General features: G+C 73.2%; 18 protein-coding genes and 2 pseudogenes. 14 read left to right on the forward strand and 6 right to left on the reverse strand.

What is annotated here, in order from left to right; genetic code table 11:
• Position 1: 1 nt before the first annotated feature.
• A complete protein-coding gene (locus B085_RS0117875) occupies positions 2 to 1,360 on the reverse strand; it encodes a transaminase (RefSeq protein WP_018559939.1) in 1,359 nt (452 codons plus the stop codon).
• A 258-nt stretch (positions 1,361 to 1,618) separates the two neighbouring features.
• Here B085_RS0117875 and B085_RS0117880 point away from each other — a divergent pair, with 258 nt between their 5' ends.
• From B085_RS0117880 to B085_RS0117890, 3 genes are all read left to right on the forward strand, one after another.
• Positions 1,619 to 2,014 (forward strand): nuclear transport factor 2 family protein, encoded by a 396-nt coding sequence (locus B085_RS0117880; protein ID WP_026251154.1) that lies wholly within the window; start codon positions 1,619 to 1,621, stop codon positions 2,012 to 2,014.
• Positions 2,015 to 2,475: 461 nt separating this feature from the next.
• Positions 2,476 to 2,685 (forward strand): heavy-metal-associated domain-containing protein, encoded by a 210-nt coding sequence (locus tag B085_RS0117885; protein WP_018559941.1) that lies wholly within the window; start codon positions 2,476 to 2,478, stop codon positions 2,683 to 2,685.
• Positions 2,682 to 4,970 carry a heavy metal translocating P-type ATPase gene (locus tag B085_RS0117890; protein WP_018559942.1) on the forward strand — a complete coding sequence of 763 codons (2,289 nt, stop codon included), beginning with the start codon at positions 2,682 to 2,684 and terminating at the stop codon, positions 4,968 to 4,970. Before B085_RS0117885 ends, B085_RS0117890 begins: the two co-directional genes overlap by 4 nt.
• A 44-nt stretch (positions 4,971 to 5,014) precedes the next feature.
• On the opposite strand, the gene B085_RS0117895 is transcribed toward B085_RS0117890, so the two are convergent.
• The gene (locus B085_RS0117895) at positions 5,015 to 5,434 is read right to left on the reverse strand and encodes an SsgA family sporulation/cell division regulator (RefSeq protein WP_018559943.1); all 420 of its coding nucleotides are present in this window, start codon (positions 5,432 to 5,434) and stop codon (positions 5,015 to 5,017) included.
• Positions 5,435 to 5,591: 157 nt separating this feature from the next.
• Here B085_RS0117895 and B085_RS0117900 point away from each other — a divergent pair, with 157 nt between their 5' ends.
• Entirely contained in the window at positions 5,592 to 6,782 is a 1,191-nt protein-coding gene (locus B085_RS0117900; RefSeq protein ID WP_018559944.1) for a winged helix DNA-binding domain-containing protein, read from the forward strand.
• Between the two features lie 107 nt (positions 6,783 to 6,889).
• On the forward strand, positions 6,890 to 7,078 hold the full coding sequence (locus tag B085_RS0117905) for a hypothetical protein (protein WP_018559945.1): 189 nt from the start codon (positions 6,890 to 6,892) through the stop codon (positions 7,076 to 7,078).
• Between the two features lie 58 nt (positions 7,079 to 7,136).
• Here B085_RS0117905 and B085_RS48185 read toward each other — a convergent pair whose 3' ends face one another.
• Complete coding sequence (locus B085_RS48185) at positions 7,137 to 9,590, reverse strand: D-alanyl-D-alanine carboxypeptidase (RefSeq protein ID WP_018559946.1); 2,454 nt, start codon at positions 9,588 to 9,590, stop codon at positions 7,137 to 7,139.
• Between the two features lie 250 nt (positions 9,591 to 9,840).
• Between B085_RS48185 and B085_RS0117915 the strand changes: the two genes are divergently transcribed.
• From B085_RS0117915 to B085_RS0117925, 3 genes are all read left to right on the forward strand, one after another.
• Positions 9,841 to 10,551 (forward strand): GOLPH3/VPS74 family protein, encoded by a 711-nt coding sequence (locus B085_RS0117915; RefSeq protein WP_026251155.1) that lies wholly within the window; start codon positions 9,841 to 9,843, stop codon positions 10,549 to 10,551.
• A gap of 247 nt (positions 10,552 to 10,798) precedes the next feature.
• Positions 10,799 to 11,656: a helix-turn-helix domain-containing protein gene (locus B085_RS0117920; RefSeq protein ID WP_018559948.1), complete on the forward strand. Its 858-nt coding sequence runs from the start codon at positions 10,799 to 10,801 to the stop codon at positions 11,654 to 11,656.
• Between the two features lie 160 nt (positions 11,657 to 11,816).
• Positions 11,817 to 12,026, forward strand: a complete 210-nt coding sequence (locus B085_RS0117925; RefSeq protein WP_026251156.1) for a DUF397 domain-containing protein — start codon at positions 11,817 to 11,819, stop codon at positions 12,024 to 12,026.
• 79 nt (positions 12,027 to 12,105) lie between these two features.
• Here the strand turns inward: B085_RS0117925 and B085_RS42805 are convergent.
• Positions 12,106 to 12,806, reverse strand: a pseudogene (locus B085_RS42805) (hypothetical protein).
• 77 nt (positions 12,807 to 12,883) lie between these two features.
• Here B085_RS42805 and B085_RS0117935 point away from each other — a divergent pair.
• The 3 genes and pseudogenes from B085_RS0117935 (at position 12,884) to B085_RS0117940 (ending at position 16,147) form a co-directional block, all read left to right on the forward strand.
• Positions 12,884 to 14,077, forward strand: a complete 1,194-nt coding sequence (locus B085_RS0117935) for a PLP-dependent aminotransferase family protein (RefSeq protein WP_018559952.1) — start codon at positions 12,884 to 12,886, stop codon at positions 14,075 to 14,077.
• Between the two features lie 167 nt (positions 14,078 to 14,244).
• Positions 14,245 to 14,334, forward strand: a pseudogene (locus tag B085_RS48660) (short-chain dehydrogenase); the annotation flags it as partial.
• Between the two features lie 280 nt (positions 14,335 to 14,614).
• Positions 14,615 to 16,147, forward strand: coding sequence for a sodium:solute symporter family protein (locus B085_RS0117940; protein ID WP_018559953.1), 1,533 nt, complete (start codon positions 14,615 to 14,617; stop codon positions 16,145 to 16,147).
• Between the two features lie 71 nt (positions 16,148 to 16,218).
• Here the strand turns inward: B085_RS0117940 and trxA are convergent, their stop codons facing one another.
• Complete coding sequence (trxA, locus tag B085_RS0117945; protein ID WP_018559954.1) at positions 16,219 to 16,554, reverse strand: thioredoxin; 336 nt, start codon at positions 16,552 to 16,554, stop codon at positions 16,219 to 16,221.
• Entirely contained in the window at positions 16,551 to 16,970 is a 420-nt protein-coding gene (locus tag B085_RS0117950; RefSeq protein WP_018559955.1) for a MerR family transcriptional regulator, read from the reverse strand. The genes trxA and B085_RS0117950 overlap by 4 nt, the downstream gene beginning before the upstream one ends.
• A 123-nt stretch (positions 16,971 to 17,093) precedes the next feature.
• Here B085_RS0117950 and B085_RS0117955 point away from each other — a divergent pair, with 123 nt between their 5' ends.
• The 3 genes from B085_RS0117955 to B085_RS42815 all read left to right on the forward strand — a co-directional run bounded on the left by B085_RS0117955 (position 17,094) and on the right by B085_RS42815 (position 21,092).
• Positions 17,094 to 19,667 carry a bifunctional FO biosynthesis protein CofGH gene (locus tag B085_RS0117955; protein ID WP_026251157.1) on the forward strand — a complete coding sequence of 858 codons (2,574 nt, stop codon included), beginning with the start codon at positions 17,094 to 17,096 and terminating at the stop codon, positions 19,665 to 19,667.
• Positions 19,668 to 19,869: 202 nt separating this feature from the next.
• The gene (locus B085_RS49365; protein WP_078619937.1) at positions 19,870 to 20,604 is read left to right on the forward strand and encodes an SCO2400 family protein; all 735 of its coding nucleotides are present in this window, start codon (positions 19,870 to 19,872) and stop codon (positions 20,602 to 20,604) included.
• Positions 20,605 to 20,621: 17 nt separating this feature from the next.
• Positions 20,622 to 21,092 carry a hypothetical protein gene (locus B085_RS42815; RefSeq protein WP_018559958.1) on the forward strand — a complete coding sequence of 157 codons (471 nt, stop codon included), beginning with the start codon at positions 20,622 to 20,624 and terminating at the stop codon, positions 21,090 to 21,092.
• Positions 21,093 to 21,149 lie beyond the last annotated feature (57 nt).

Here is a 21,149-nt window from a genome sequence, read left to right on the forward strand (position 1 = left end):
TTCAGCCTGCCAGTTCGGCCAGGGCCGCGGCGAAGAGGGCGGTGTGGGTGTCGACGTCGGCCTCGGTGGTGGCCGGGCACATCAGCGCCATGTTGTGGAACGGCGTCATGAGGATGCCGCGGTTGGCCAGCCACAGGTGCAGGAAGTCCTCCAGCTCGGGGTCGGAGACGGCCGCCGACTCGGTGCCGTTGCGCGGCGCGGGCGCGGCGAAGCGGTACTCGGTGCGGGCGCCGAGGCGGCTGACGGACCAGGGCAGGCCGTGGGCGGCGACGGCGTCGGCGACGCCCCGCTCGAAGCGGGCGGCGAGGGCGGACATGGCGGTGAACGCGTCGTCGGTGAGGACGTGTTCGAGGGTGGCGCGCATGGCGGCGACGGACAGGGCGTTGCCCGCCAGGGTGCCGCCGACGCCGCCCATGTCGACCAGGTCGAGGTCGCCGCGGGACAGCAGGCGGTCGGCGAGGTCGGCGGAGAGGCCGTAGGCGCCGGCCGGCACACCGCCGGCGATGGCCTTGCCGATGGTGAGGACGTCGGGCTCCAGGGACCACGCCGCGGTGGCGCCGCCGGGCCCGGCGGAGAAGGTGTGGGTCTCGTCGTTGATCAGAAGGACGCCGTGCCGGCGGGTGATCTCGCGGACGCCCTCCAGGTAGCCGGGCTCGGGCAGCACGATCCCGATGTTGGTGAGGGCGGGCTCCATCAGGACGGCGGCCACGTCCCCGTGGGCGAGCTCCCGCTCCAGGCCCTCCAGGTCGTTGAACTCCGCGACGCGGCTGGTCAGCGTGACGTCGCACGGTGCGCCGACGTTGCCGGGACGGCTGGCGCCACCACGGCCGCCGGGGCCGGTGACGATCAGGGACTCGTCGACGCTGCCGTGGTAGCAGTAGCTGTGGAAGAGGATCTTCTGCCGTCCGGTGACGGCGCGGGCCAGACGGATGGCCCACCGGTTGGCGTCGGTCGCCGTCAGCGCGTACGACCAGCGGGGCAGCCCGAAGCGGCGGGCGAGTTCGGCGCCGACCCACTCGGCGTCCTCGGTGGGGAGCATCGCGGTGGCGCCGCCCTGCTCGCGGTAGCGCCGCTCGATCGCCTCGGCGACGGGCTCCGGGGAGTGGCCGGCCATGGCGCCGGTGTCGCCGAGGCAGAAGTCCACGTACTCGTGGCCGTCGATGTCGGTCACGCGGGCGCCGCGGGCACCGGCCAGGTAGCGGGGGAAGGCGCCGGCGTTCTTGTTCATCCAGGTCATCGGCACCCGGCCGAAGAGGTGGAAGGCGGCCTCGTACGCGGCGCGTGACTTCGGGTTGCGGGCGGCGGCCTCGGCGGTCTCCCGCGCGAGCAGTTCCTTCAGGCGGGTGCGGTCGACGGACATGGGGGGCCTCCTCGGCTACGGGCGGCTCCGACCGTACGCGTGATTCCACTGTATGACCACCCCTTTACAAGCGATTCGAGCGTCCGAACGATCGAATCCCTATCCGATGGCGGCCGGGAGGCACCGCCCCCACCGGCTCCGGGGCGACCGGGAGCGGCCGGGGACGCCGCGGCCGCAGCGGGTGCGCCCGCCGGGGACCGGTGCCAGGGTGGCTTGTGTCAGGCCGGGGACGGACGGCGGGGAAAGGCGGCGATGGCCATGACGGAACACCCCCACTCCGTGCTGGTCCAGAAGGCGTACGCGGCGTTCACCCGGGGCGACATGGACGCGCTGGCCGGCCTGCTGTCCGCGGACGCGGCCCACCACTCGCCCGGCGACCATCCGCTCGCCGGTCACTACAAGGGCCGGGACGAGATCATCGGCTACTACCGCAGGCTCACCGAGGAGACCGACGGCAGCATGCGGGTCCAGTTGCGGCAGGTGCTCGTCGACGGCCGCGGCCACGCGATGTCGCTCCACCACCTCACGGCGGAGCGCGGGGGCGAGTACCTCGACCAGCCGGGCGGCATCGTGTTCCGGATCGTCGGCGACCGGATCACGGACGTCGACGAGTGCGTCGCCGACCTCGATGCCACCAACCGGTTCTGGTCCTGAGCGGGGCCGCCCGTACGGCGGCGACGACCGGGCGGAGGGTGGCGGCGCGCTCTGCCGCGCCCCGCGGCCGGGTGGTGCCGCCCGCCGGTGAGCGGGAGGGCCGGGGCACCGGCCGTACGCGGCACCGCCACCACTCCCCCGCGCTTCCCGCGGCGGTTCGCGACGCGCGACCGCGCGGGCGGAAGGACGCGACGCGCACGACCGCCCCGAGATCGCGCGGAGGAGGCCGCGCCCTCTGCCGGTCGTGATCCGGGGCCAAGGCGGGCCGGGTCGGGCCGAGTTGCCATGGCCGGCATCCCGGCGCTCCCCCGCGCGCGAGCGCAACCCGGCGCCACACCGCCCCCCGCCCCCTCACCCTCCCCTTCCGCGATACCCCTAGGGGGTATAATTTGGTGGTGGGTGGACGGCACGGAGCCCGACGCCGTACACCGGAACACGCACAGAACGCACGAGGAGAACCCATGTCTGTCAGCTACAGCGTCTCCGGGATGAGCTGCGGTCACTGCGAGTCCGCGGTCAGCAAGGAGGTCGCGGCCCTCCCCGGTGTGACCGGCATCACCGTGGACGCCAAGACCGGCCTGCTCACCATCGACTCGGACGCGCCCCTGGAGGAGGCGGCGGTCCGCGCGGCCGTCGACGAGGCGGGCTACGAACTGGTCGGCCCGGCATGACCCTCCCGGATCAACAGCAGGTCACCCCGCGGATCGCAGCGCAGGCCGCCCCTGCGGGCGTCACCGAGCTCGAACTCGCGATCGGCGGGATGACCTGCGCCTCGTGCGCCGCCCGGATCGAGAAGAAGCTCAACCGGATGGACGGCGTCACGGCCACCGTCAACTACGCCACCGAGAAGGCCAAGGTGGCGTTCGGCGGCGGGATCGGCGTCGGCGACCTGATCGCCACCGTCGAGGCCACCGGTTACACCGCCGCGCTCCCCGCCCCGCCGGTCACCGACGTGCCCCGGGAGCAGGCGGACTCCGAGCCGGGCGAGCTCACGACGCTGCGGCAGCGGCTGCTGACCGCCGTCGTGCTCGCCGTGCCCGTCATCGCGATGGCCATGGTCCCCGCCCTGCAGTTCCCCAACTGGCAGTGGCTGTCCCTGACCCTGGCCGCGCCGGTCGTGGCGTACGCGGCATGGCCCTTCCACCGGGCGGCGTGGACCAACCTGCGGCACGGGGCCACCACCATGGACACGCTGATCTCCATGGGCACGCTGGCCGCCTTCGGCTGGTCCGTGTGGGCGCTCTTCCTCGGCGACGCCGGCGTGCCCGGCCTGCGGCACCCCTTCGAGCTGACCGTCGCCCCCGGTCACGGCTCCGCCAACCTGTACCTGGAGGTCGCCTCCGGCGTGACCGCCTTCATCCTGGCCGGGCGCTGGTTCGAGACCCGTTCCAAGCGCCGGGCGGGCGCCGCGCTGCGCGCCCTGATGGAGCTGGGCGCCAGGGACGTCGGCGTGCTGCGCGGCGCGCGCGAGGTGCGCGTCCCCACGTCCGAACTGGCCGTCGGCGACCTGTTCGTGGTGCGGCCGGGCGAGAAGGTGGCCACCGACGGCGTCGTACGGGAGGGCACCTCGGCGGTCGACGCCTCGATGCTCACCGGCGAGTCCGTACCCGTCGAGGTGGGGCCCGGCGAGGCCGTCACCGGAGCCACGGTGAACGCCGGCGGCCGTCTGGTCGTGGAGGCCACCCGGGTCGGCGCGGACACCCAGCTGGCCCGCATGGCCCGCCTGGTGGAGGACGCCCAGAACGGAAAGGCGGCGGCGCAGCGCCTCGCCGACCGGATCTCCGCGGTGTTCGTGCCCGTCGTGATCGGGCTCGCCCTGGCGACGCTCGGCTTCTGGTTCGGCAACGGCTCGGGGCTGGCCGCGGCCTTCACGGCGGCCGTCGCCGTGCTGATCATCGCCTGCCCGTGCGCGCTCGGCCTGGCAACGCCCACGGCACTGATGGTCGGCACCGGACGGGGCGCGCAACTCGGCATCCTCATCAAGGGACCCGAGGTCCTGGAGACCACCCGGCGGATCGACACCATCGTGCTGGACAAGACCGGGACGGTCACCACCGGCGCCATGACGCTGACCGCCGTCCACCTCGCCGAGGGCGAACGGGAGGACGAGGTGCTGCGCCTGGCCGGCGCCCTGGAGCACGCCTCCGAGCACCCCATCGCCCGCGCGATCGCGCGGGCGGCGGAGGAACGCACCGGCGCCCTGCCCGGCGTCACGGGGTTCCACGCGCTGCCCGGACTCGGCGTCCTGGGCACCGTCGACGGCCACGAGGTCGCCGTCGGGCGCCAGGAGCCGCCCGGGCCGCTCCCGGCGGGGCTGGCCCGCGCCAAGGCGGAGGCCGAGGCCCGGGGCAGCACGGTGGTCACGGCCACCTGGGACGGCAGGGCCCGGGCCGTGCTCGTCGTCGCCGACGCCGTGAAGCCGACCAGCGCCGACGCCGTGCGCCTGCTGCGCGGCCTGGGCCTCACCCCGGTGCTGCTCACCGGGGACAACGAGGCGGTGGCCCGGGCCGTCGCCGCCGAGGTCGGCATCGACGCCTCCGATGTGATCGCGGAGGTGATGCCGGAGGACAAGGTCGCCGTCGTGGCCCGGCTCCAGCGGGAGGGCAGGTCCGTCGCCATGGTGGGCGACGGGATCAACGACGCCGCCGCGCTGGCCCGCGCCGACCTCGGGATCGCCATGGGCACGGGCACGGACGCCGCCATCGAGGCGAGCGACCTGACGCTGGTCCGAGGGGACCTGCGGGTCGCCGCCGACGCCGTCCGGCTCTCCCGGCGCACGCTCGGCACGATCAAGGGCAACCTCTTCTGGGCCTTCGGCTACAACGTGGCGGCCCTGCCGCTCGCCGCGGCCGGGCTGCTCAACCCGATGATCGCGGGCGCCGCGATGGCCTTTTCGTCGGTCTTCGTGGTCGGCAACTCCCTCCGGCTGCGCGGTTTCCGCCCGCTCGCACGCTGACCCCGCGGCCGCCCCCCGGGCCGTGGGGGGCGGTCACTCCGCGGTCACTCCCCGTCCAGGAGTGCGGCGACGACGGCGTCCATGTCCAGGTGGCGCAGTTCCTGCCCGGGCGGCACGGCCTCGTACACCCGGGCCAGGAAGCCCCGCAGACCGGAGGTGCGCACCTCGACGAGGGCGGTGCCCTCGTCGGTGCGGAACTCGATGGCGGTGTGCTCCGGCCCGCCCGGCCGGATGCGCACGTCGCCCTCCCCGGCGGGCTCGTACAGGCCGGTGGTGAGCAGCCCCCGGGCGAACACCCAGGTCACCTCGGCGCCGTCGAGGGAGGCCTCCGCGGGGAAGGTGATCCGGGCGGCGAGCGGGTCGTCACGGCGGTAGCACAGGGTCGCGGTGATCTCCCGGCCCCCGGGCCCCGAGCGCGGGCCGCGCAGACGGGCCCTGACGATGTGGTCGATGTCGGTCAGCATGGCCTTCCTCGGCAGGCGGGCAGTGCGCTCCGGATGCGTTCCGGTGCCCTGGGAGAGCGCGGACGGCCGCTGCCCTTACGCGACTTGCGGCTCCGATTGCGTGATGTACGTCACAGGAGGCCGAAGGCGCTGTCGGTGGGCCGTGCCACGATGAGCCATGGACACACGACGGACGGTGGGGGCCGAGGAGCGGCGCCGGCGCCTGGCGGTACGGCACCGGCTCACGGCACAGCGGCGGGCGGCCGCCCCCGAGGAGGTCGCCGAGTCGCTGGTGGCGCTGCACGGCACGGACCCGGCGACGGTCTACCTGTCGGCCGCGGCCAGGATGCGCGCGCCCGGCGCCGCGGCCCTGGACCGGGCGCTGTACGAGGAGGGGAGCCTGACGCGCCTGCTCGCGATGCGCCGGACGATGTTCGTGGTCGCCACGGCCTCGGCGCCGGTGGTGCTCTCCGCCGCGGCCCTGGCGATCGCCGCGCAGGAGCGCCGGAAACTGCTCGGGTACCTGGCCGACGGCGGCGGCTGGGACGAGGAGTGGCTGGCACGGCTGGAGGAGTCGGTGCTCGACGCGCTGGCCGTACGCGGCGAGGCGACGGCCGCACAGCTCGCCTCCGACGTGCCCGGGCTGCGCGAGCAGGTGGTGGTGGCGCGCGGCAAGCCGTACGAGGCGACCCAGGCGGTGTCGACGCGCGTCCTGCGGGTGCTGGCGGCGGAGGGCCGCATCGTCCGCAGACGGCCGCTGGGCGGCTGGACGAGCAGTCAGTACCGCTGGGCCCCGGGCGCGGTGACCCAGGCGCCCCCCGCCCCGGAGGCCCGTGTCGAGCTGGTGCGCCGCTGGCTGGCCGCGTACGGGCCGGGCACGGAGGCCGACCTGAAGTGGTGGACGGGCTGGACGCTGACCGAGGTCCGCAGGGCCCTCACGGTGATCGGCACCGAACAGGTGCTGATCGACGGGGAGACCGGCCACGTACTGCCGGACGACGCCGGACCGGTCCCCGCGACACCGCCGTGGGCGGCGCTGCTGCCCGCGCTGGACCCGACGCCGATGGGCTGGCAGCGGCGCGAGTGGTACCTGCCGGCGGACGGGCGGGAGCGGGCGGCGCTCTTCGACCGGTCGGGCAACATCGGCCCCACCGTGTGGTGGAACGGGCGGGTGGTCGGCGGCTGGGCGCAGCGCGCCGACGGCGAGGTCGTCCACCGTCTCTTCGCCGACCCCGGCCGCGAGGCCGTCGCCGCGATCGGGGCCGAGGCCGCCCGGCTGGGGGGCTGGCTGGACGGTGTCCGCGTCACACCACGCTTCCGGACGCCTCTGGAGCGGGAGTTGTCCGGGTCGCCGGCTCCAGCGGCCTGAAACGCCGTCACCGCGAGCATGCCGCCCGTGACGCCCGGTGACCGTCCGGGCATGGACCGGGCGCGGACCGGGCATGGACCGGGCATGGGCCGGGCGGAGGTGGACCGATGGCACAGGTGGCGGTGTTCTGCGGCAACTGCGACCGCGGCTGTCCCACGCTGTACATGGACGAGGCGGCGCCGGCCGACCGGCGGGTCGTGCTGACCGACGGCTTCGGGCAGCGGGTGCGGATGAGCGTCGAGCAGTTCCGCTCGCCGGCCGAGAAGGCGAAGGCGGGCCGGCTGGACCACGTGTAGCGGTCCGGCCGGCCCGTCCTCCGAGTCGCCCGCGCGTCGCGGGCGGGGCCGACCCGGGTCAGGCGACCCGGGTCAGCTTCGCGCCGAACGAGGGCGCGAGGAGGGCCGACTCCAGCAGGACCGGGACCCGGACCACGCTGTCGCCCTTGCCGACGACCAGTTCACCGACCTGGTCACCGGCGTTCGCCGTGTGCGGGAGGCCCGCCTTGCCGGCCTCCACCGAGATGTCGACCTCGAGGCCCGCCCAGCCGATCGCGGTGACGTCCTCCCCGGCCACCACCGGGGTGTGGCCGCCGAGGCCGTCGTCGACGTAGCCGACGACGTCGCCCTTCTTGATGATCGAGGCCGAGGCGAGCGCGTCCCGGGTGCCGTCGATCAGGGTGCGGCTGCGGCCGAGGACCGTGTCGATGATCGGCGCCTTCTGCTGGTCGAGCATCGCGCCGACGATCAGCTGCCTGGTGCCGCCGATCTTGCGGTAGGCGGCGAAGAGCAGGTTGCCGCCGGCCTTGGTGCTGGTGCCGGTCTTGATGCCGACGATGTCGTTGTAGCCGGCCAGCTGGTTGTAGTTCTTCTGGACGTTCCCGTTGATGTCCGTGTACTGGATCTTGGCGGCGATCTCCGCGAAGACCTTGTCCTTCATCGCCGCGTGACCCAGCTTGACCTGGTCGCTCGCGGTGCTGACGGTGGTCGCCTCCAGACCGCTCGGATCGGTGTACGTCGTGTCGTCCATCCCGAGCTCCTTGGCGGCGGCGTTCATCTTCTTCACGAACGCCGCCTCCGATCCCGCGTCCCAGCGGGCCAGCAGGCGGGCGATGTTGTTGGCCGAGGGCAGCATGACGGCCTCCAGCGCCTCGTACTCGCTGAGCTTCTGCCCGGCCGTGACGGGGACGACGGACTCCGACTCCTGCATACCGCTGTGGTACTGGTCCTCGGCCTTCTGGTCGACCTCGACGGTCTTGCCCTTGCCGCCCTTCTTGATCGGGTGGTCGCGCAGGATGACGTAGGTCGTCATCACCTTGGCGACGCTCGCGATCGGCGTCGGCTTCTGCTCGCCGAACTCGCCCATGCGGCCGAGGCCCTCGGCCTCGACGACGGCCTGGCCCTCGCTGGGCCACGGGAGCGCGAGCTCGTCGCCCTCGAAGGTGTACGAGGTCTCGGCGGTCGACACCAGCTCCGGCTCGGGCAGCGGACGCAGTGCCTGCGCCACGCAGAAGGCCACGATGAGCAGGAGGACCAGCGGGGTCCAGATCTTGACCCGCCGCACGGTCGTGCGCAGCGGCGTCTGCGGCGGCGGCGGGGTGTTGGTCAGCTCGGCCAGCAGCCGCAGCGGCTCGTCGGGGTCGGGCGGCAGCGGCATCTGCTTCGTCCGCGAACCGGGGGCGGGCTCCGCGGTCTGCGGGGTCCGCGTGCTCTGCGCGGGGGCGGGCACGGGCACGTGGGCGGGCATCGGGGCCTGCGGGGCCGCGGCCGGCCGGTCGTCGGTCCGCAGCGGGACAAACGTTCCGCTCGGCCGGGGAGGCGTCGCGACGGGCGCGGAGGCGGAGGGCGCGCGAAGGGTCATGGTGCGGTCCCGGACCGGCGTGCCGACGCCCTCCGTACGGGGCGCGCGCAGCGTGAGCGTGCCCTCCCCGGCCCTGGGGACGTCCTGTCCGCCCCCGGACGCCTCGCGCGCCCCGGGTCCGCCCTTGACGCCTCCGGGGCCCGTTGAGGGGCCTTCAGCGCCGCCGCCCCCGGGGGTGTCAGACGGGGCGTCGTCCCGGGACTCCCCGGAGGCGTCCTCCGCGGCGTCCTCCGCGGCGTCTTCCGGGGTGTCCTCCTCGATGTCCTCCGCGGCGCCTTCCGGGGCCTGATCGACCGTGTCACCCGCGGGGGCCTCGCCGGGCTCCGCTTCGGCGTCCGCCCCGGCGGACGGCTCCTCGCCGCGGCCGGCCTCCCCGGTGGCGGAACGCTCCTGCGGCTCGCCGGACTTCTCGGCTTCCGCCGCGTCCTCGGGCTCGGGCTCGGGCTCCGCGGCGTCCTCGGGCTCGGGCTCCTCCACCGGCGCCCCGTCGGCGGCCGGTTCCTCACCCGCGTCCTCGGCGGTGCCGGCCTCGGCACCGTCCCGCTTCCCGCTCCCGTCCGCGTCCGCGTCGCCGTCCGCGTCGCCGTCCGTGGCGGATTCCTCCGCGCCGGCCTCCTCGGCGACTGCGTCGCCGGTACGGGATTCCGCACCGTCCCCCGCGTCGTCGGCCGGAGGGGCGTCCTCCGCGTCCGGCGTAGCGTCCTGCGCCCCGCCGTCCACGTCCGCTCCGTCGTCCGGCGTACCCGAAGCACTCGGGTCCGGCTCCTGTGCGCCCTCCGCTTCGGGCGGCTCCGGCGCGAACTCCGGTTCACCGGTGGCCGGTTCCGATGCGCCCCGGGGCGCTCCCACGACCCCGCGGAAGACCGTCAGCCGCGGATCCACCGCCCCGCCTCCGGTCCCCTCCCCCGACAACTCCTGCTGCTCCGCCCTGCCGGGGGACTCGCCCGCCACCGGACCTCCTCCACATCGCGCGGTGCGCCGCCGCGGCGCCCCGCTCACCCTTACACCAGTTTCCAGGCCTCTGCCGTGAAGCCGCCGCGAGACCCGCCGTGGGACGCCCCGGCCCCCCGCGAGCCACCGCCGCCCTCGGTGCTAGACGAGAACGACATATGAGTCGGTTCCCGCACGAACGGGCAAGGCGCTCTCGACAGGCCGGTGTGAGAGGCGTCACCCTGTCATTCATCCACGCGGGGAGGCATGGATGGGCAGGAGCCGCAGAACACTTCCGGAGGAGCTACTGCTTCTCGCCCTGGACCCGGCCACGGGTACCACGGCGCAGCCGCAGTCGCTCGACCTTGGTCTTGCCGGGGCACAGCTAGTGGAGCTGGCCCTCGCAGGACGAATAGCCCCTGACGGGGATCGTATCGCCGTGGTGCACCCACGGCCGACAGGAGATCCGACCCTGGACTCCGCGCTCGAACTGCTGCGCCGTCGCGGCAGCCCCGTGCGCGCCGTCCACTGGATCGGCGGGCCCCGCCTGGGGCTGCGCCAGACGTATCTCACGCATCTGGAACGGTGCGGCATGGTGCACGCCGTGCCGGGGCAGATGTGCGGGGTGCTGCCGACCACGCGCTATCAGGCGACCGACAGCGAGGTCAGCCGGGAGATCAGGGCCCGGCTGGACAGCGCGATCCGCACCGGGGTGCCACCGGACCCGCGGACCGCCGCGCTCGCCGCGATCGCCCATGCCGTGGGGCTCGGCAAGCACCTGTACCCGGGCAACGAGGGCCGGTCGTCCCGATCGCGGCTCCGTGACCTGATCAGGTACGACCCCATGGGCGGCCTCGTCGCGCACGCCGTGATGGACGTGCAGAACGGTGCCGCCGCGCAGCCGAAACGCGCCCCCGCCCAGGGGCGTCCGGCGGCGGCCAGGGCGACGGGCCACGGCATGGTCCGCGCCGGCGTCCGCTGACCCGGGGTGTCCGGCGGCAGGGCCTGGACACCGTGACGACCGCGATCCCACCGCAACCGCAGCGCGCGGGGCGGTGACCGGCAACCGCCGGTCGCCGCCCCGCGCGCCTCCGTTTGTCCGCTCTTTTGAAGAGCGCAGCATATGACCAATTCCCAGCGGCGGGATGACCGATAGTGGCACTCTGCTGACCAGCAGTACATATCTGCAGAGAACACGGACCAGTCCGGAAACCGGAGGTGCACATCCCGTGGCCGCCAACGTCAATCCCACCGTCAGGCGACGCCGACTCGGCTCGGAACTGCGCAAGCTGCGCGAGCAGAAGGGAATGACCGCGGAGGAGGTCGCCGCCCGGCTGCTGGTCTCCCAGTCGAAGATCAGCAGGCTGGAGAACGGACGCCGCAGCATCAGCCAGCGCGACGTGCGCGACCTGTGCAGTGTCTACGGGGTCGAGGACAGCCGCCTCGTCGACTCCCTGATGAACATGGCCCGCGAGTCCCGGCAGCAGGGCTGGTGGCACGCCTTCGGCGACGTCCCCTACAGCGTCTACATCGGTCTGGAGACCGAGGCCGAGTCCCTGCGCGTCTACGACTCCCTGGTGGTGCCGGGCCTGCTGCAGACCCGCAACTACGCCTCGGCCGTCATCGAGGGGACGCTCCCCGAGGCCACGCCCGAGCAGATCGAGAAGCGGATCGAGATCCGGCTGCGCCGCCAGGAGCGCGTCACCGACCCGGACTCGCCGCTGCGCTTCTGGGTGGTGATGGACGAGTCCGCGCTGCGCCGCCTCGTCGGCAGCAGGGACGTGATGCGCGAACAGCTGGAGTACCTGGCCCAGATGAGCACCCAGGCGCACGTCACGGTCCAGGTCCTGCCGTACGACGCCGGGGCGCACCCGGGCATGTCCGGCAACTTCGCGATCCTGGAGTTCGCCGACGCGACCGACTCCAGCGTCGTGTACATCGAGGGCGTCACGAGCGACCTGTACCTGGAGAAGCCGACGGACGTGCACGGCTACAGCGTCATGTACGAGCACCTGCGGGCGCAGGCGCTCAGCGCGGAGCAGAGCCGGCAGTTCATCGCGGACGCCGCGAAAGAGTACGCACGCTGACTCTGCGACTGGGAATGCCGGAGAGTACACCTGGGCCCCGTGAGGCGGAAGACCTCCTGGAATATGCCACTCGTTGGAGGTAATAGCCGCTGTGGGCAGTGATGTTGGCGAGTAGCTTCGATCACGTCAGAGCTGCACTAAAAGAAAGCTCGGAGCGATCATGGCTATTCAGCTCGGAAACACCAAGGCGTGGACCAAGTCCACTCGTTCCCAGGGAAATGGCGCCTGCGTCGAGGTGGCCTCCCGTACGACGTCGGCCGTCGACGTCCGCGACTCCAAGGACCCCGACGGCCCGGCGCTCGCCTTCTCCCCCCAGGCCTGGTCGGCGTTCGTCGCGGACGTGAGCCACGGTACGTACGACCTCGACTGAGCACCGTCGCAGTACCCGTACGGGCCCTCTCGACCGGCACGCCGTCCTGGCCGAGGGGGCTCACTGCCACCCCGACGCCCTATCCGCGCAGTTCGTCGACGTAGGTGCCGGTCCCCGGCACCATGGGGACGTAGGGCGCGACGAGTTCGACCGGGCCGAGCCCCGTGCCGGCCACCTCGGCGTCCAGCCCCGTGAAGTGCTCCTCCCACACCTCGCGCGGGTCCCGCCGCGGGAACCACAGCAGGGTGAGCCGGGTGCCGACGCCCTCCACCTGCTTCGCGCAGGACATCCGCTCCAGCGGCAGCGGTGTGGGGCGGAAGACCGTCACCATCGCCGAGGGCGAACCGGCCGGCCGCCGCGGCAGTGGCAGTCGCGCAGCAGGTCGAGCAGCATCTCGCACCGCTGCGGGGTATCGGTGGCACCGGTTGATGGCGACGGTCCACTTCACGTGGTCCGCGTAGCGCCCGACCGTGATCCAGTACACGGTGATGTAGCACCCGTCGGTGACCGGCTGGGCCACCGCGACTTCTCCGGGTAGCGGAGTGACTGCAGGTCGCGGGTGGCCACCCAGCGGCGTCCGGCGTACATCCAGGGCATGGCCATGGCGCCGGCGATGAAGTGGTCGTCCACGTACCAGCGGTTGCAGGGGTACTCGCGGCCGGGGTGCGGCTCGACCATGGTGATGAGGGCGTGGCCGTGGCCCGGGTCGCAGGGGCCGACGGAGCCCAGTTCGGCGTAGAGCCCGCTGCGGGTGCCTTCCTTTGGCTGACGTAGTGTCAGATATGGAAGCCCGTGGCGGTATCCGACATGTCTGTGTACGGTCCGCGCAATCGCCCGCGACCGTGAAGGAGCCCGCCATGCGCGCCGCCGTCCCCGGCCTCGCCACCCGTGCCACCACCGTCGGCGGCTCGCCGGTACGGGAGATCCTCGCGCTGACCGCCCGTCCGGAGGTGATCTCCTTCGCCGGCGGACTGCCCGCCCCCGAGCTCTTCGACGCGGCGGCGATACGCGCCGCGTACGACCGCGTGCTCGCCGAGGCACCCGGGCGGGTGCTGCAGTACTCCACCACCGAGGGGGACCCGGCGCTGCGCGGGGCGGTCGCCGGCCGGCTCACCCGGGCAGGACTGCCCACCGGCTCGGACGACCTTGTCGTCACGGGCGGCTCCCAGCAGGCCCTCACCCTGATCTCCACCGCCCTGCTGGAGCCCGGGGACGTCGTCCTCGTGGAGGACCCGGGCTACCTGGCGGCGCTGCAGTGCTTCGCCTTCGCGGGCGCGCGCGTGGTGCCCGTCCCTTCCGACGCGGACGGCATCGACCCGATGTCCCTGGAACTGGCCGCCGTCCGGGAGAAGGCCAAACTGCTCTACCTGGTGCCGACCTTCCAGAACCCGACGGGCCGCACGACCACCGCCGAGCGCCGCCAGGCGATCGCCCGGGTCGCCGAGCGGCACGGGCTGTGGATCGCGGAGGACGACCCGTACGGGGAACTGCGCTACGACGGTGAGGCGCAGCCGTGGATCGCCTCGCACGAGGCGGCCGCCGACCGGACGGTCCTGCTCGGCAGCCTGTCCAAGATCATGGCGCCCGGGATGCGGCTCGGCTGGCTGCGCGCCCCGGCCGCGCTGCGCCGCGCGTGCGTGGTCGCCAAGCAGTCCGCCGACCTGCACACCTCGACCGTCGACCAGGCCGCCGCCGCCCGCTACCTCGCCGACTCCGACCTCGACGCCCACCTCGTGCGGGTCCGCGCCGCCTACCGTGACCGACGGGACGCCCTGCTGGCCGGGCTGCCCGGCGCACTGCCCGAGGGCAGTTCGTGGAACCGGCCGGAGGGCGGCATGTTCGTCTGGGCCCGGCTGCCCGCCGGGTACGACGCGACGGAGCTGCTCCCCCGGGTGGTGGCACACGACGTGGCCTATGTGCCGGGGGCGCCCTTCTACGCCGGCGAGCCCGACCGCGCCGCGCTGCGGCTGTCGTTCGTGACGCACACCCCGGACGAGATCGGGGAGGGGCTGCGCCGGCTCGCCAAGGCCCTGGCCATCGCGGGCGGCTGAGTCGGTTGTGACGGCACGTCAGTTTTTGTCCAGGTGGGAGTGGTGGGCCGTACCGCTGCGCGACAGGACCGTCGTGGTGCCCGGGGTCGGGGCCGGCCTCGGGCAGCACCTCGCCCAGGCCGTCGTCCGTGTCGCCTGGCGTGCCACCGACATCAAGGACGCCGCGCAGCGAGGCCGCGGTCTTCCCGGTCTCCGACCGGGCGCGCGCGATCACCGGGCAGTCGCTGCTGGTGAACGCGGGCGAACTGATGCGCTGACAGGGGCGGACGGAGCCTGGACGGGCCCCGTCCGGCGGGCGGTCGTTCCGGCGAAGTACCCGCTCATGGTGCGGCGCCGCACACAGTCGCAACAACGTGACGGAAGGTCAAGAACAAGTAAAATCGTTCTACTCCCTGATCGACGTTCACGTCCTTGAACACCGATGGTCTTGACCAGCCCCTTTCCAGGCGGTTCAATCTGGGGCGCCGCCCCGCGACGGACGTACCGGCGAAGTGCGCTCCCGTTCACAAGGCGGACCCCTGGAAGGGGCAACAACGCATGAATGGTCTCGACTGGGCCGTACTCATCGGCTACTTCGGCGTGATGGTCGCCATCGGCCTGTGGTCCCACAAACGCGTCGACGACGTCAGCGACTTCTTCACCGCGGGCGGCCGCATGCCCTGGTGGCTGTCCGGCATCTCGCACCACATGTCCGGCTACAGCGCGGTGATGTTCACCGGTTACGCCGGCATCGCCTACACCTACGGCGTCACCTCGTACGTCACCTGGTCCTTCCCCATCGCCATCGGCATCGCCATCGGCGCCAACCTCTTCGCGCCGCGGCTCAACCGCCTGCGCTCCCGGCTGCACGTGGCCTCGCCGCTGGAGTACCTGAAGAACCGCTACAACGTCCCGACCCAGCAGGCCCTCGCCGTCTCCGGCGTGCTGCTCAAGATCGTGGACGTGGGCGCCAAGTGGGCGGCGATCGCCACCCTCCTGTCGGTCTTCACCGGGGTCTCCCTCAACCAGGGCATCCTCATCACCGGCGCCGTCACGGCCGTCTACTGCACGGTCGGCGGGCTGTGGGCCGACGCCCTCACCGAGCTGGGCCAGTTCGTCATCCAGCTGCTGGCCGGCCTCGCCATGCTGGTCGCCGTGCTGGGCGAGATCGGCGGGATCAGCGGGCTGTGGACGGTCTGGGACAAGCTGCCCGACAACCACACGGCGCCGACCGCCGGCCCGTACACCCTGACCTTCCTGCTGGCGTACCTGTTCATCAAGACGTTCGAGTACAACGGCGGCATGTGGAACCAGGCCCAGCGCTACATGGCCACGGCCAACGCCCGCGAGGCCACCCGCTCCGCCCGGCTGTCGGCCCTGCTGTGGTTCGTCTGGCCGCTGGTCCTCTTCTTCCCGATGTGGGTCGCCCCGCTGCTGGTGAAGGCGCAGAAGCCGGACGCGTCCGACTCGTACGCCCTGCTGACCGAACAGCTGCTGCCGCACGGCCTGCTGGGCCTGGTGGTCGTCGGCTTCTTCTCGCACACCATGGCGATGTGCTCCTCCGACGCCAACGCCATCGCCGCCGTCTTCACCCGGGACATCGCGCCGGTGCTGTCCAAGGCGGCGCGCGGCTGGAACGCGCGGGCCGGGCTGATCGCCGCCCGCATCACGACCGTGGCCTTCCTCGCCCTGTCGATGGCGGTCGCCACCCAGGTCAACTCGCCGACCTTCAAGGACATCATCACGGTCGTCATCAAGTGGGTGGCCGGCCTGATGGGCCCGATCGCGATCCCGTTCATGCTCGGGCTGCTGCGTACGTTCCGCAAGTCCGGTCCGACGGCGGCGCTGGTCTCCTGGGCGGCGGGCCTGTTCGCCTTCTGGCTCACCAACTACGGCCTGGACGGGGTGCAGCTGCAGATCCAGATCGTGACGCCGCTCGCGGTCAGCCTCGTGCTCTACGTGCTCATCGGCTTCGTCAAGCCCGAGGACACCCCGGAGCGCGACGCGGTCCTGGCGCAGATCAACTCCGACGGCGACGGGGACGGCGCGGCCGCCGCCGCGGCCCTGCCCGAGGAGCCCGCGAAGGCCTGACAGCCGGTTCCCGGGGCGGTCCTTCACCCGCCCCGGGAACCGCCCCGGGCGCCCGCGCGGCGCCCGCCCCCTCACAGGACGTCGGCGAGCTCCTGCAGCAGCCGCCGCTTCGGCCGCGCCCCCACCAGGGACTTCACCGGCTCGCCCGACCGGAAGACCATCAGGGTCGGCATCGACAGGACGCCGTAGGCCGACTGGGCCTGCGGGTTGCGGTCCACGTCCAGCAGGACGACCTTCAGCCGGCCCGCCTCCTCGCGGGCGACCTCCGCCAGGACCGGCGCGATCTGGCGGCAGGGCCCGCACCAGTCGGCGGTGAACTCCACCAGGACCGGCCCCTCGGCCCGCAGCACCTCCTCGGCGAACGTCGCGTCGGTCACCTCGGTCAGGCCCTCGGTGTGCGTCGTCATCGCGTACTCCCCTCGCTTGCCCCGCAACTGAACTCACAGCGCGGTTCGGACGCGCCCCCGGCCGAGGCCAGCTCCGCGTGGGCGAGCTGGGAGCCGAGCCGCTCGCGGACCTCCGTCAGGCGGGCGATGCACTCGTCGAGCTCGGCCAGCTTGCGCCGGTAGACCTCGATCGAGGCGTCGCACGAGTCCCCCTCCGGATGGCCCGCCCGCAGGCAGTCCACGAACGGGCGGGTGTCCTCCAGCTCGAAGCCGAAGGCGCGCAGCGCCTGGATCTGCCGGAGCATCCTCAGGTCCCGCTCGTCGTAGGCCCGGTAGCCGTTGCCCGCACGCCGGGCACGCAGCAGGCCGAGCGCTTCGTAGTGGCGCAGGGCGCGAGTGGTGGTCCCGGCCCGTTCGGCGAGTTCTCCGATCCGCATGCCCCCGACGGTAGACCTTGACGCGGACGTCAAGGCCAGCCCGGATATTCCCCGTCGGGACCCCGCGGTCCGGTGATCCTCCCGACACAGCCGACTGACGTACGCCGCACCTATCCTCGGAGGATGACCCAGACTCCGCCCACCGCCAACAGCATGCGCCGTGCCCTCAGGCGCGCCCGAGACGGCGTCGCGCTCGACACCGCGGAAGCCGCGGTGCTGCTCCAGGCGCGGGGGGAGGACCTCGCCGACCTGACACGGAGCGCGGCCCGGGTGCGGGACGCCGGTCTGGAGGCGGCGGGCCGTCCGGGGATCATCACCTACTCCAAGAGCGTCTTCATCCCGCTCACCCGGCTGTGCCGGGACAAGTGCCACTACTGCACCTTCGTCACCGTCCCCGGCAAGCTGCGGCGCGCCGGGCACGGGATGTTCATGTCCCCGGACGAGGTGCTGGAGATCGCCCGGCGCGGTGCCGAACTCGGCTGCAAGGAAGCCCTGATCACGCTCGGGGACAAGCCGGAGGAGCGCTGGCCGGAGGCCCGTGAGTGGCTGGACGCCCACGGCTACGACGACACCATCGCCTACGTCCGGGCGATGTCCGTCCGGATCCTGGAGGAGACGGGGCTGCTGCCGCACCTCAACCCCGGGGTGATGAGCTGGACGGACTTCCAGCGGCTGAAGCCGGTCGCGCCCTCGATGGGCATGATGCTGGAGACGACCGCGACCCGGCTGTGGAGCGAGCCCGGCGGCCCCCACTACGGCTCCCCCGACAAGGAACCGGCCGTGCGGCTGCGGGTGCTGGAGGACGCCGGGCGCAGCTCCGTGCCGTTCACCAGCGGGCTGCTCATCGGCATCGGGGAGACGTACGAGGAGCGCGCCGAGTCGCTGTTCGCCCTCCGCAAGGTCGCCCGGTCGTACCACGGCATCCAGGAGCTGATCATCCAGAACTTCCGCGCCAAGCCGGACACCGCGATGCGCGGCATGCCGGACGCGCAACTGGACGACCTGGTGGCCACGGTGGCCGTCGCCCGGCACATCATGGGGCCCTCGGCCTGTCTGCAGGCGCCGCCGAACCTGGTGGACGCGGAATACGCCAGGCTGATCGGGGCCGGCGTCGACGACTGGGGCGGCGTGTCCCCGCTGACCCCGGACCACGTCAACCCCGAGCGCCCCTGGCCGCAGATCGAGGAGCTGGCGGCGCGCTCGGCGGAGGCGGGCTTCGCGCTGCGCGAGCGGCTCTGCGTCTACCCGGAGTTCGTCCGGCGCGGCGAGCCGTGGCTGGACCCGCGGCTGCTGCCGCACGTGACCGCGCTGGCCGACCCCGCCACCGGCCTGGCGCGCGAGGACGCCGAGGTCACCGGCCGTCCGTGGCAGGAGCCCGAGGAGGTCTTCACCGCCGCGGGCCGCACCGACCTGCACCGCACCATCGACACCGAGGGCCGCACCGGCGATCGCCGCGAGGACTTCGACGAGGTGTACGGGGACTGGGAGGCGCTGCGCGAACAGGCCGCGCCCGGACTGGTCCCGGACCGCATCGAGGCGGACGTGCGCACGGCGCTGTCCGTGGCGGCCGACGACCCCACGAAGCTGACCGACGCCGAGGCGCTCGCTCTCCTGCACGCCGACGGTGCCGCGCTGGACGCGCTGTGCCGGATCGCGGACGACGTCCGGCGGGACGCGGTCGGCGACGAGGTCACCTACGTCGTCACCCGCAACATCAACTTCACCAACGTCTGCTACACCGGCTGCCGTTTCTGCGCCTTCGCCCAGCGCCGCACCGACGCCGACGCCTACACGCTGTCCCTGTCCCAGGTCGCCGACCGCGCCGAACAGGCCTGGCAGGTCGGCGCCACCGAAGTCTGCATGCAGGGCGGCATCCACCCCGACCTGCCCGGCACCGCGTACTTCGACATCGCCCGCGCCGTCAAGGAACGCGTACCCGGCATGCACGTGCACGCCTTCTCCCCGATGGAAGTCGTCAACGGCGCCACCCGCACCGGCCTGTCCCTCCGCGAATGGCTCACCGCCGCCAAGGAGGCCGGCCTCGACTCCGTCCCCGGCACCGCCGCCGAGATCCTCGACGACGAGGTCCGCTGGATCCTCACCAAGGGCAAACTCCCCGCCGCCACCTGGGTCGAGGTCATCACCACCGCCCACGAACTGGGCCTGCCCTCCTCCTCCACCATGATGTACGGCCACGTGGACCAGCCCCACCACTGGCTCGCCCACCTGCGGCTGCTCGCCGAAATCCAGCAGCGGACGGGCGGCTTCACCGAATTCGTCACCCTCCCCTTCATCCACACCAACGCACCCGTCTACCTGGCCGGCATCGCCCGCCCCGGCCCCACCCTGCGCGACAACCGCGCCGTCACCGCCATGGCCCGCCTGCTGCTCCACCCCCACATCCGCAACATCCAGACCAGCTGGGTCAAGCTCGGCACCGACGGCGCCGCCGAGATGCTCCGCTCCGGCGCCAACGACCTCGGCGGCACCCTGATGGAGGAGACCATCTCCCGCATGGCCGGCTCCGGCTACGGTTCCCACCGCTCCATCCGCGACCTCGTCGCCATCGCCGACGCCGCGGGGCGGCCCGCCCGCCAGCGCACCACCACCTACGGCGAGGTACCCGCCGAGCGCATCGCCGCGGGTCTGGCCTCCGACGGCCACCTCCCGGAACTGCTGCCGGTGCTGGAGGACTGAGCCGGGGCGCGGCCCCGGCCGCGCCCCTCGGCAACCTGTGCAAAAGAGTCCGCGCAACTCTCCAAAAGCGTCACACAGGCTGCGCAGCTCCTTCGGGAGGTGTCGTTAGCGTTGCTGGCCGTCCCGCCGTGCACGGAGAACGTGCGCGCGGACCTGCCGCCGACGTCCCCCGGCGGCGCTGTCAGCACAGAAAGACTCGGAGATGGACTACTGCTCCTCCTGCCGTCGGCATCTCAACGGGGCTCTCGTGTGTCCGGGGTGCGGCGCCTACGCACCCGACATCGCCCCGCCGATGTGGCAGGGCCCGGACTCGGCCGCCGAACGGGAGAGGCTCCGCGAAGCGGACGACGCCGATGACCCCGACGGCTCCGCGCAGGACGACGCCGACCCTTCACTGCAGGGCCGCGCGGCGCGGCGACGGCAGCTCGAACGCTGGAAGAAGAACCGGCGGCGCGCCGCGGCCGCCACGGCCGTGGCACTCGTCGGCGGCGGCCTCACCGTCGCGGCGCTGCCGCACGGCGGCTCGCGCGGCCAGGCCGGCACGGCCGCCGCCGCCGAGCCGCTGACGCCGGCCACCGCCCGCACCCTGCCGCTCTCCTCGATCCCCGCGCAGCCCGGTGACCCCACGCACCGCCCGGGTCAGCGCACGCACCCCACCACCGCGGCGCCCCGCGGCGACACACCCCACACCGCACCGTCCGCCGCGAGCACCACCGCGCCGGCCCGCACCGCCCCGCAGGGCGACACCGGTTCCCGGGTATCCGCGGTCACGGCCGCCCCCGCTCCCGCGGACACCGCGCCGCACACCTCCGCGCCCTCGTCCGCGCCCCAACCTCCCGCGGACGTCCCGGCCACACCCCCCACGACGACGGCCCCCACGCCGTCGGCAACGAAGTCACCGATGCAGTTGTGCCTCCTGGTGCTCTGCGTCGGCTGACCGGAAAGGAACGACACGTGTCAAGCAGCTACGCCGATCACGACCGCCGCCGCGTCAACGGCTGGCGGTTGTGGGGCATCGGAGCCGTGGCCGCGGTGCTCGCCGGCCTGCTGGCCAAGTCCGGCATCCTGGTCGCGCAGCGATTCCTGCTGCTGCCGCTCTTCGCCCCCCAGGGCTACGGGGTGTGGCGCGACGCCGCCGCGACCGCCTACGTCCTCGGGGCGGGGTTCATCGCGCTCGCCGCGACGCTGCTGCTGCGCGTCCTGCTCTCCGCGACGCCGCGCGCCATGCTGTTCTTCGGCTGGATCATGACCGCGCTGACCTTCTTCGCGGTGGTGGTCCCGCTGGCCCTGCACCGCTCCAACGAGGTGCTGGCCGCCTGCGTGGTGAACCTGTTCATCGGGCTGATCGTCACCTCCCTGCTCGCGGGTGCGGCCCGCTGGGCGCTGACCCGCGGCGGCCGGGCGCCCCGGCCCGCCTGGCGGTGACGCGCCTGGCAGGCGCCTGAGCCCCGAACCCCTGAAGGCCTCCGCTGCCCCGGCAGC

This window comes from Streptomyces sp. BoleA5, from assembly GCF_000373665.1.
Lineage (GTDB): Bacteria > Actinomycetota > Actinomycetes > Streptomycetales > Streptomycetaceae > Actinacidiphila.

Excerpts from the sequence above, each read along its gene's own strand:
- B085_RS0117875 (WP_018559939.1), bottom strand. The coding sequence starts at position 1,360 with ATGTCCGTCGACCGCACCCGCCTGAAGGAACTGCTCGCGCGGGAGACC.
- B085_RS0117880 (WP_026251154.1), top strand. The coding sequence starts at position 1,619 with ATGACGGAACACCCCCACTCCGTGCTGGTCCAGAAGGCGTACGCGGCG.
- B085_RS0117885 (WP_018559941.1), top strand. The coding sequence starts at position 2,476 with ATGTCTGTCAGCTACAGCGTCTCCGGGATGAGCTGCGGTCACTGCGAG.
- B085_RS0117890 (WP_018559942.1), top strand. The coding sequence starts at position 2,682 with ATGACCCTCCCGGATCAACAGCAGGTCACCCCGCGGATCGCAGCGCAG.
- B085_RS0117895 (WP_018559943.1), bottom strand. The coding sequence starts at position 5,434 with ATGCTGACCGACATCGACCACATCGTCAGGGCCCGTCTGCGCGGCCCG.
- B085_RS0117900 (WP_018559944.1), top strand. The coding sequence starts at position 5,592 with ATGGACACACGACGGACGGTGGGGGCCGAGGAGCGGCGCCGGCGCCTG.
- B085_RS0117905 (WP_018559945.1), top strand. The coding sequence starts at position 6,890 with ATGGCACAGGTGGCGGTGTTCTGCGGCAACTGCGACCGCGGCTGTCCC.
- B085_RS0117915 (WP_026251155.1), top strand. The coding sequence starts at position 9,841 with ATGGGCAGGAGCCGCAGAACACTTCCGGAGGAGCTACTGCTTCTCGCC.
- B085_RS0117925 (WP_026251156.1), top strand. The coding sequence starts at position 11,817 with ATGGCTATTCAGCTCGGAAACACCAAGGCGTGGACCAAGTCCACTCGT.
- B085_RS0117935 (WP_018559952.1), top strand. The coding sequence starts at position 12,884 with ATGCGCGCCGCCGTCCCCGGCCTCGCCACCCGTGCCACCACCGTCGGC.
- B085_RS0117940 (WP_018559953.1), top strand. The coding sequence starts at position 14,615 with ATGAATGGTCTCGACTGGGCCGTACTCATCGGCTACTTCGGCGTGATG.
- trxA (WP_018559954.1), bottom strand. The coding sequence starts at position 16,554 with ATGACGACGCACACCGAGGGCCTGACCGAGGTGACCGACGCGACGTTC.
- B085_RS0117950 (WP_018559955.1), bottom strand. The coding sequence starts at position 16,970 with ATGCGGATCGGAGAACTCGCCGAACGGGCCGGGACCACCACTCGCGCC.
- B085_RS0117955 (WP_026251157.1), top strand. The coding sequence starts at position 17,094 with ATGACCCAGACTCCGCCCACCGCCAACAGCATGCGCCGTGCCCTCAGG.
- B085_RS49365 (WP_078619937.1), top strand. The coding sequence starts at position 19,870 with ATGGACTACTGCTCCTCCTGCCGTCGGCATCTCAACGGGGCTCTCGTG.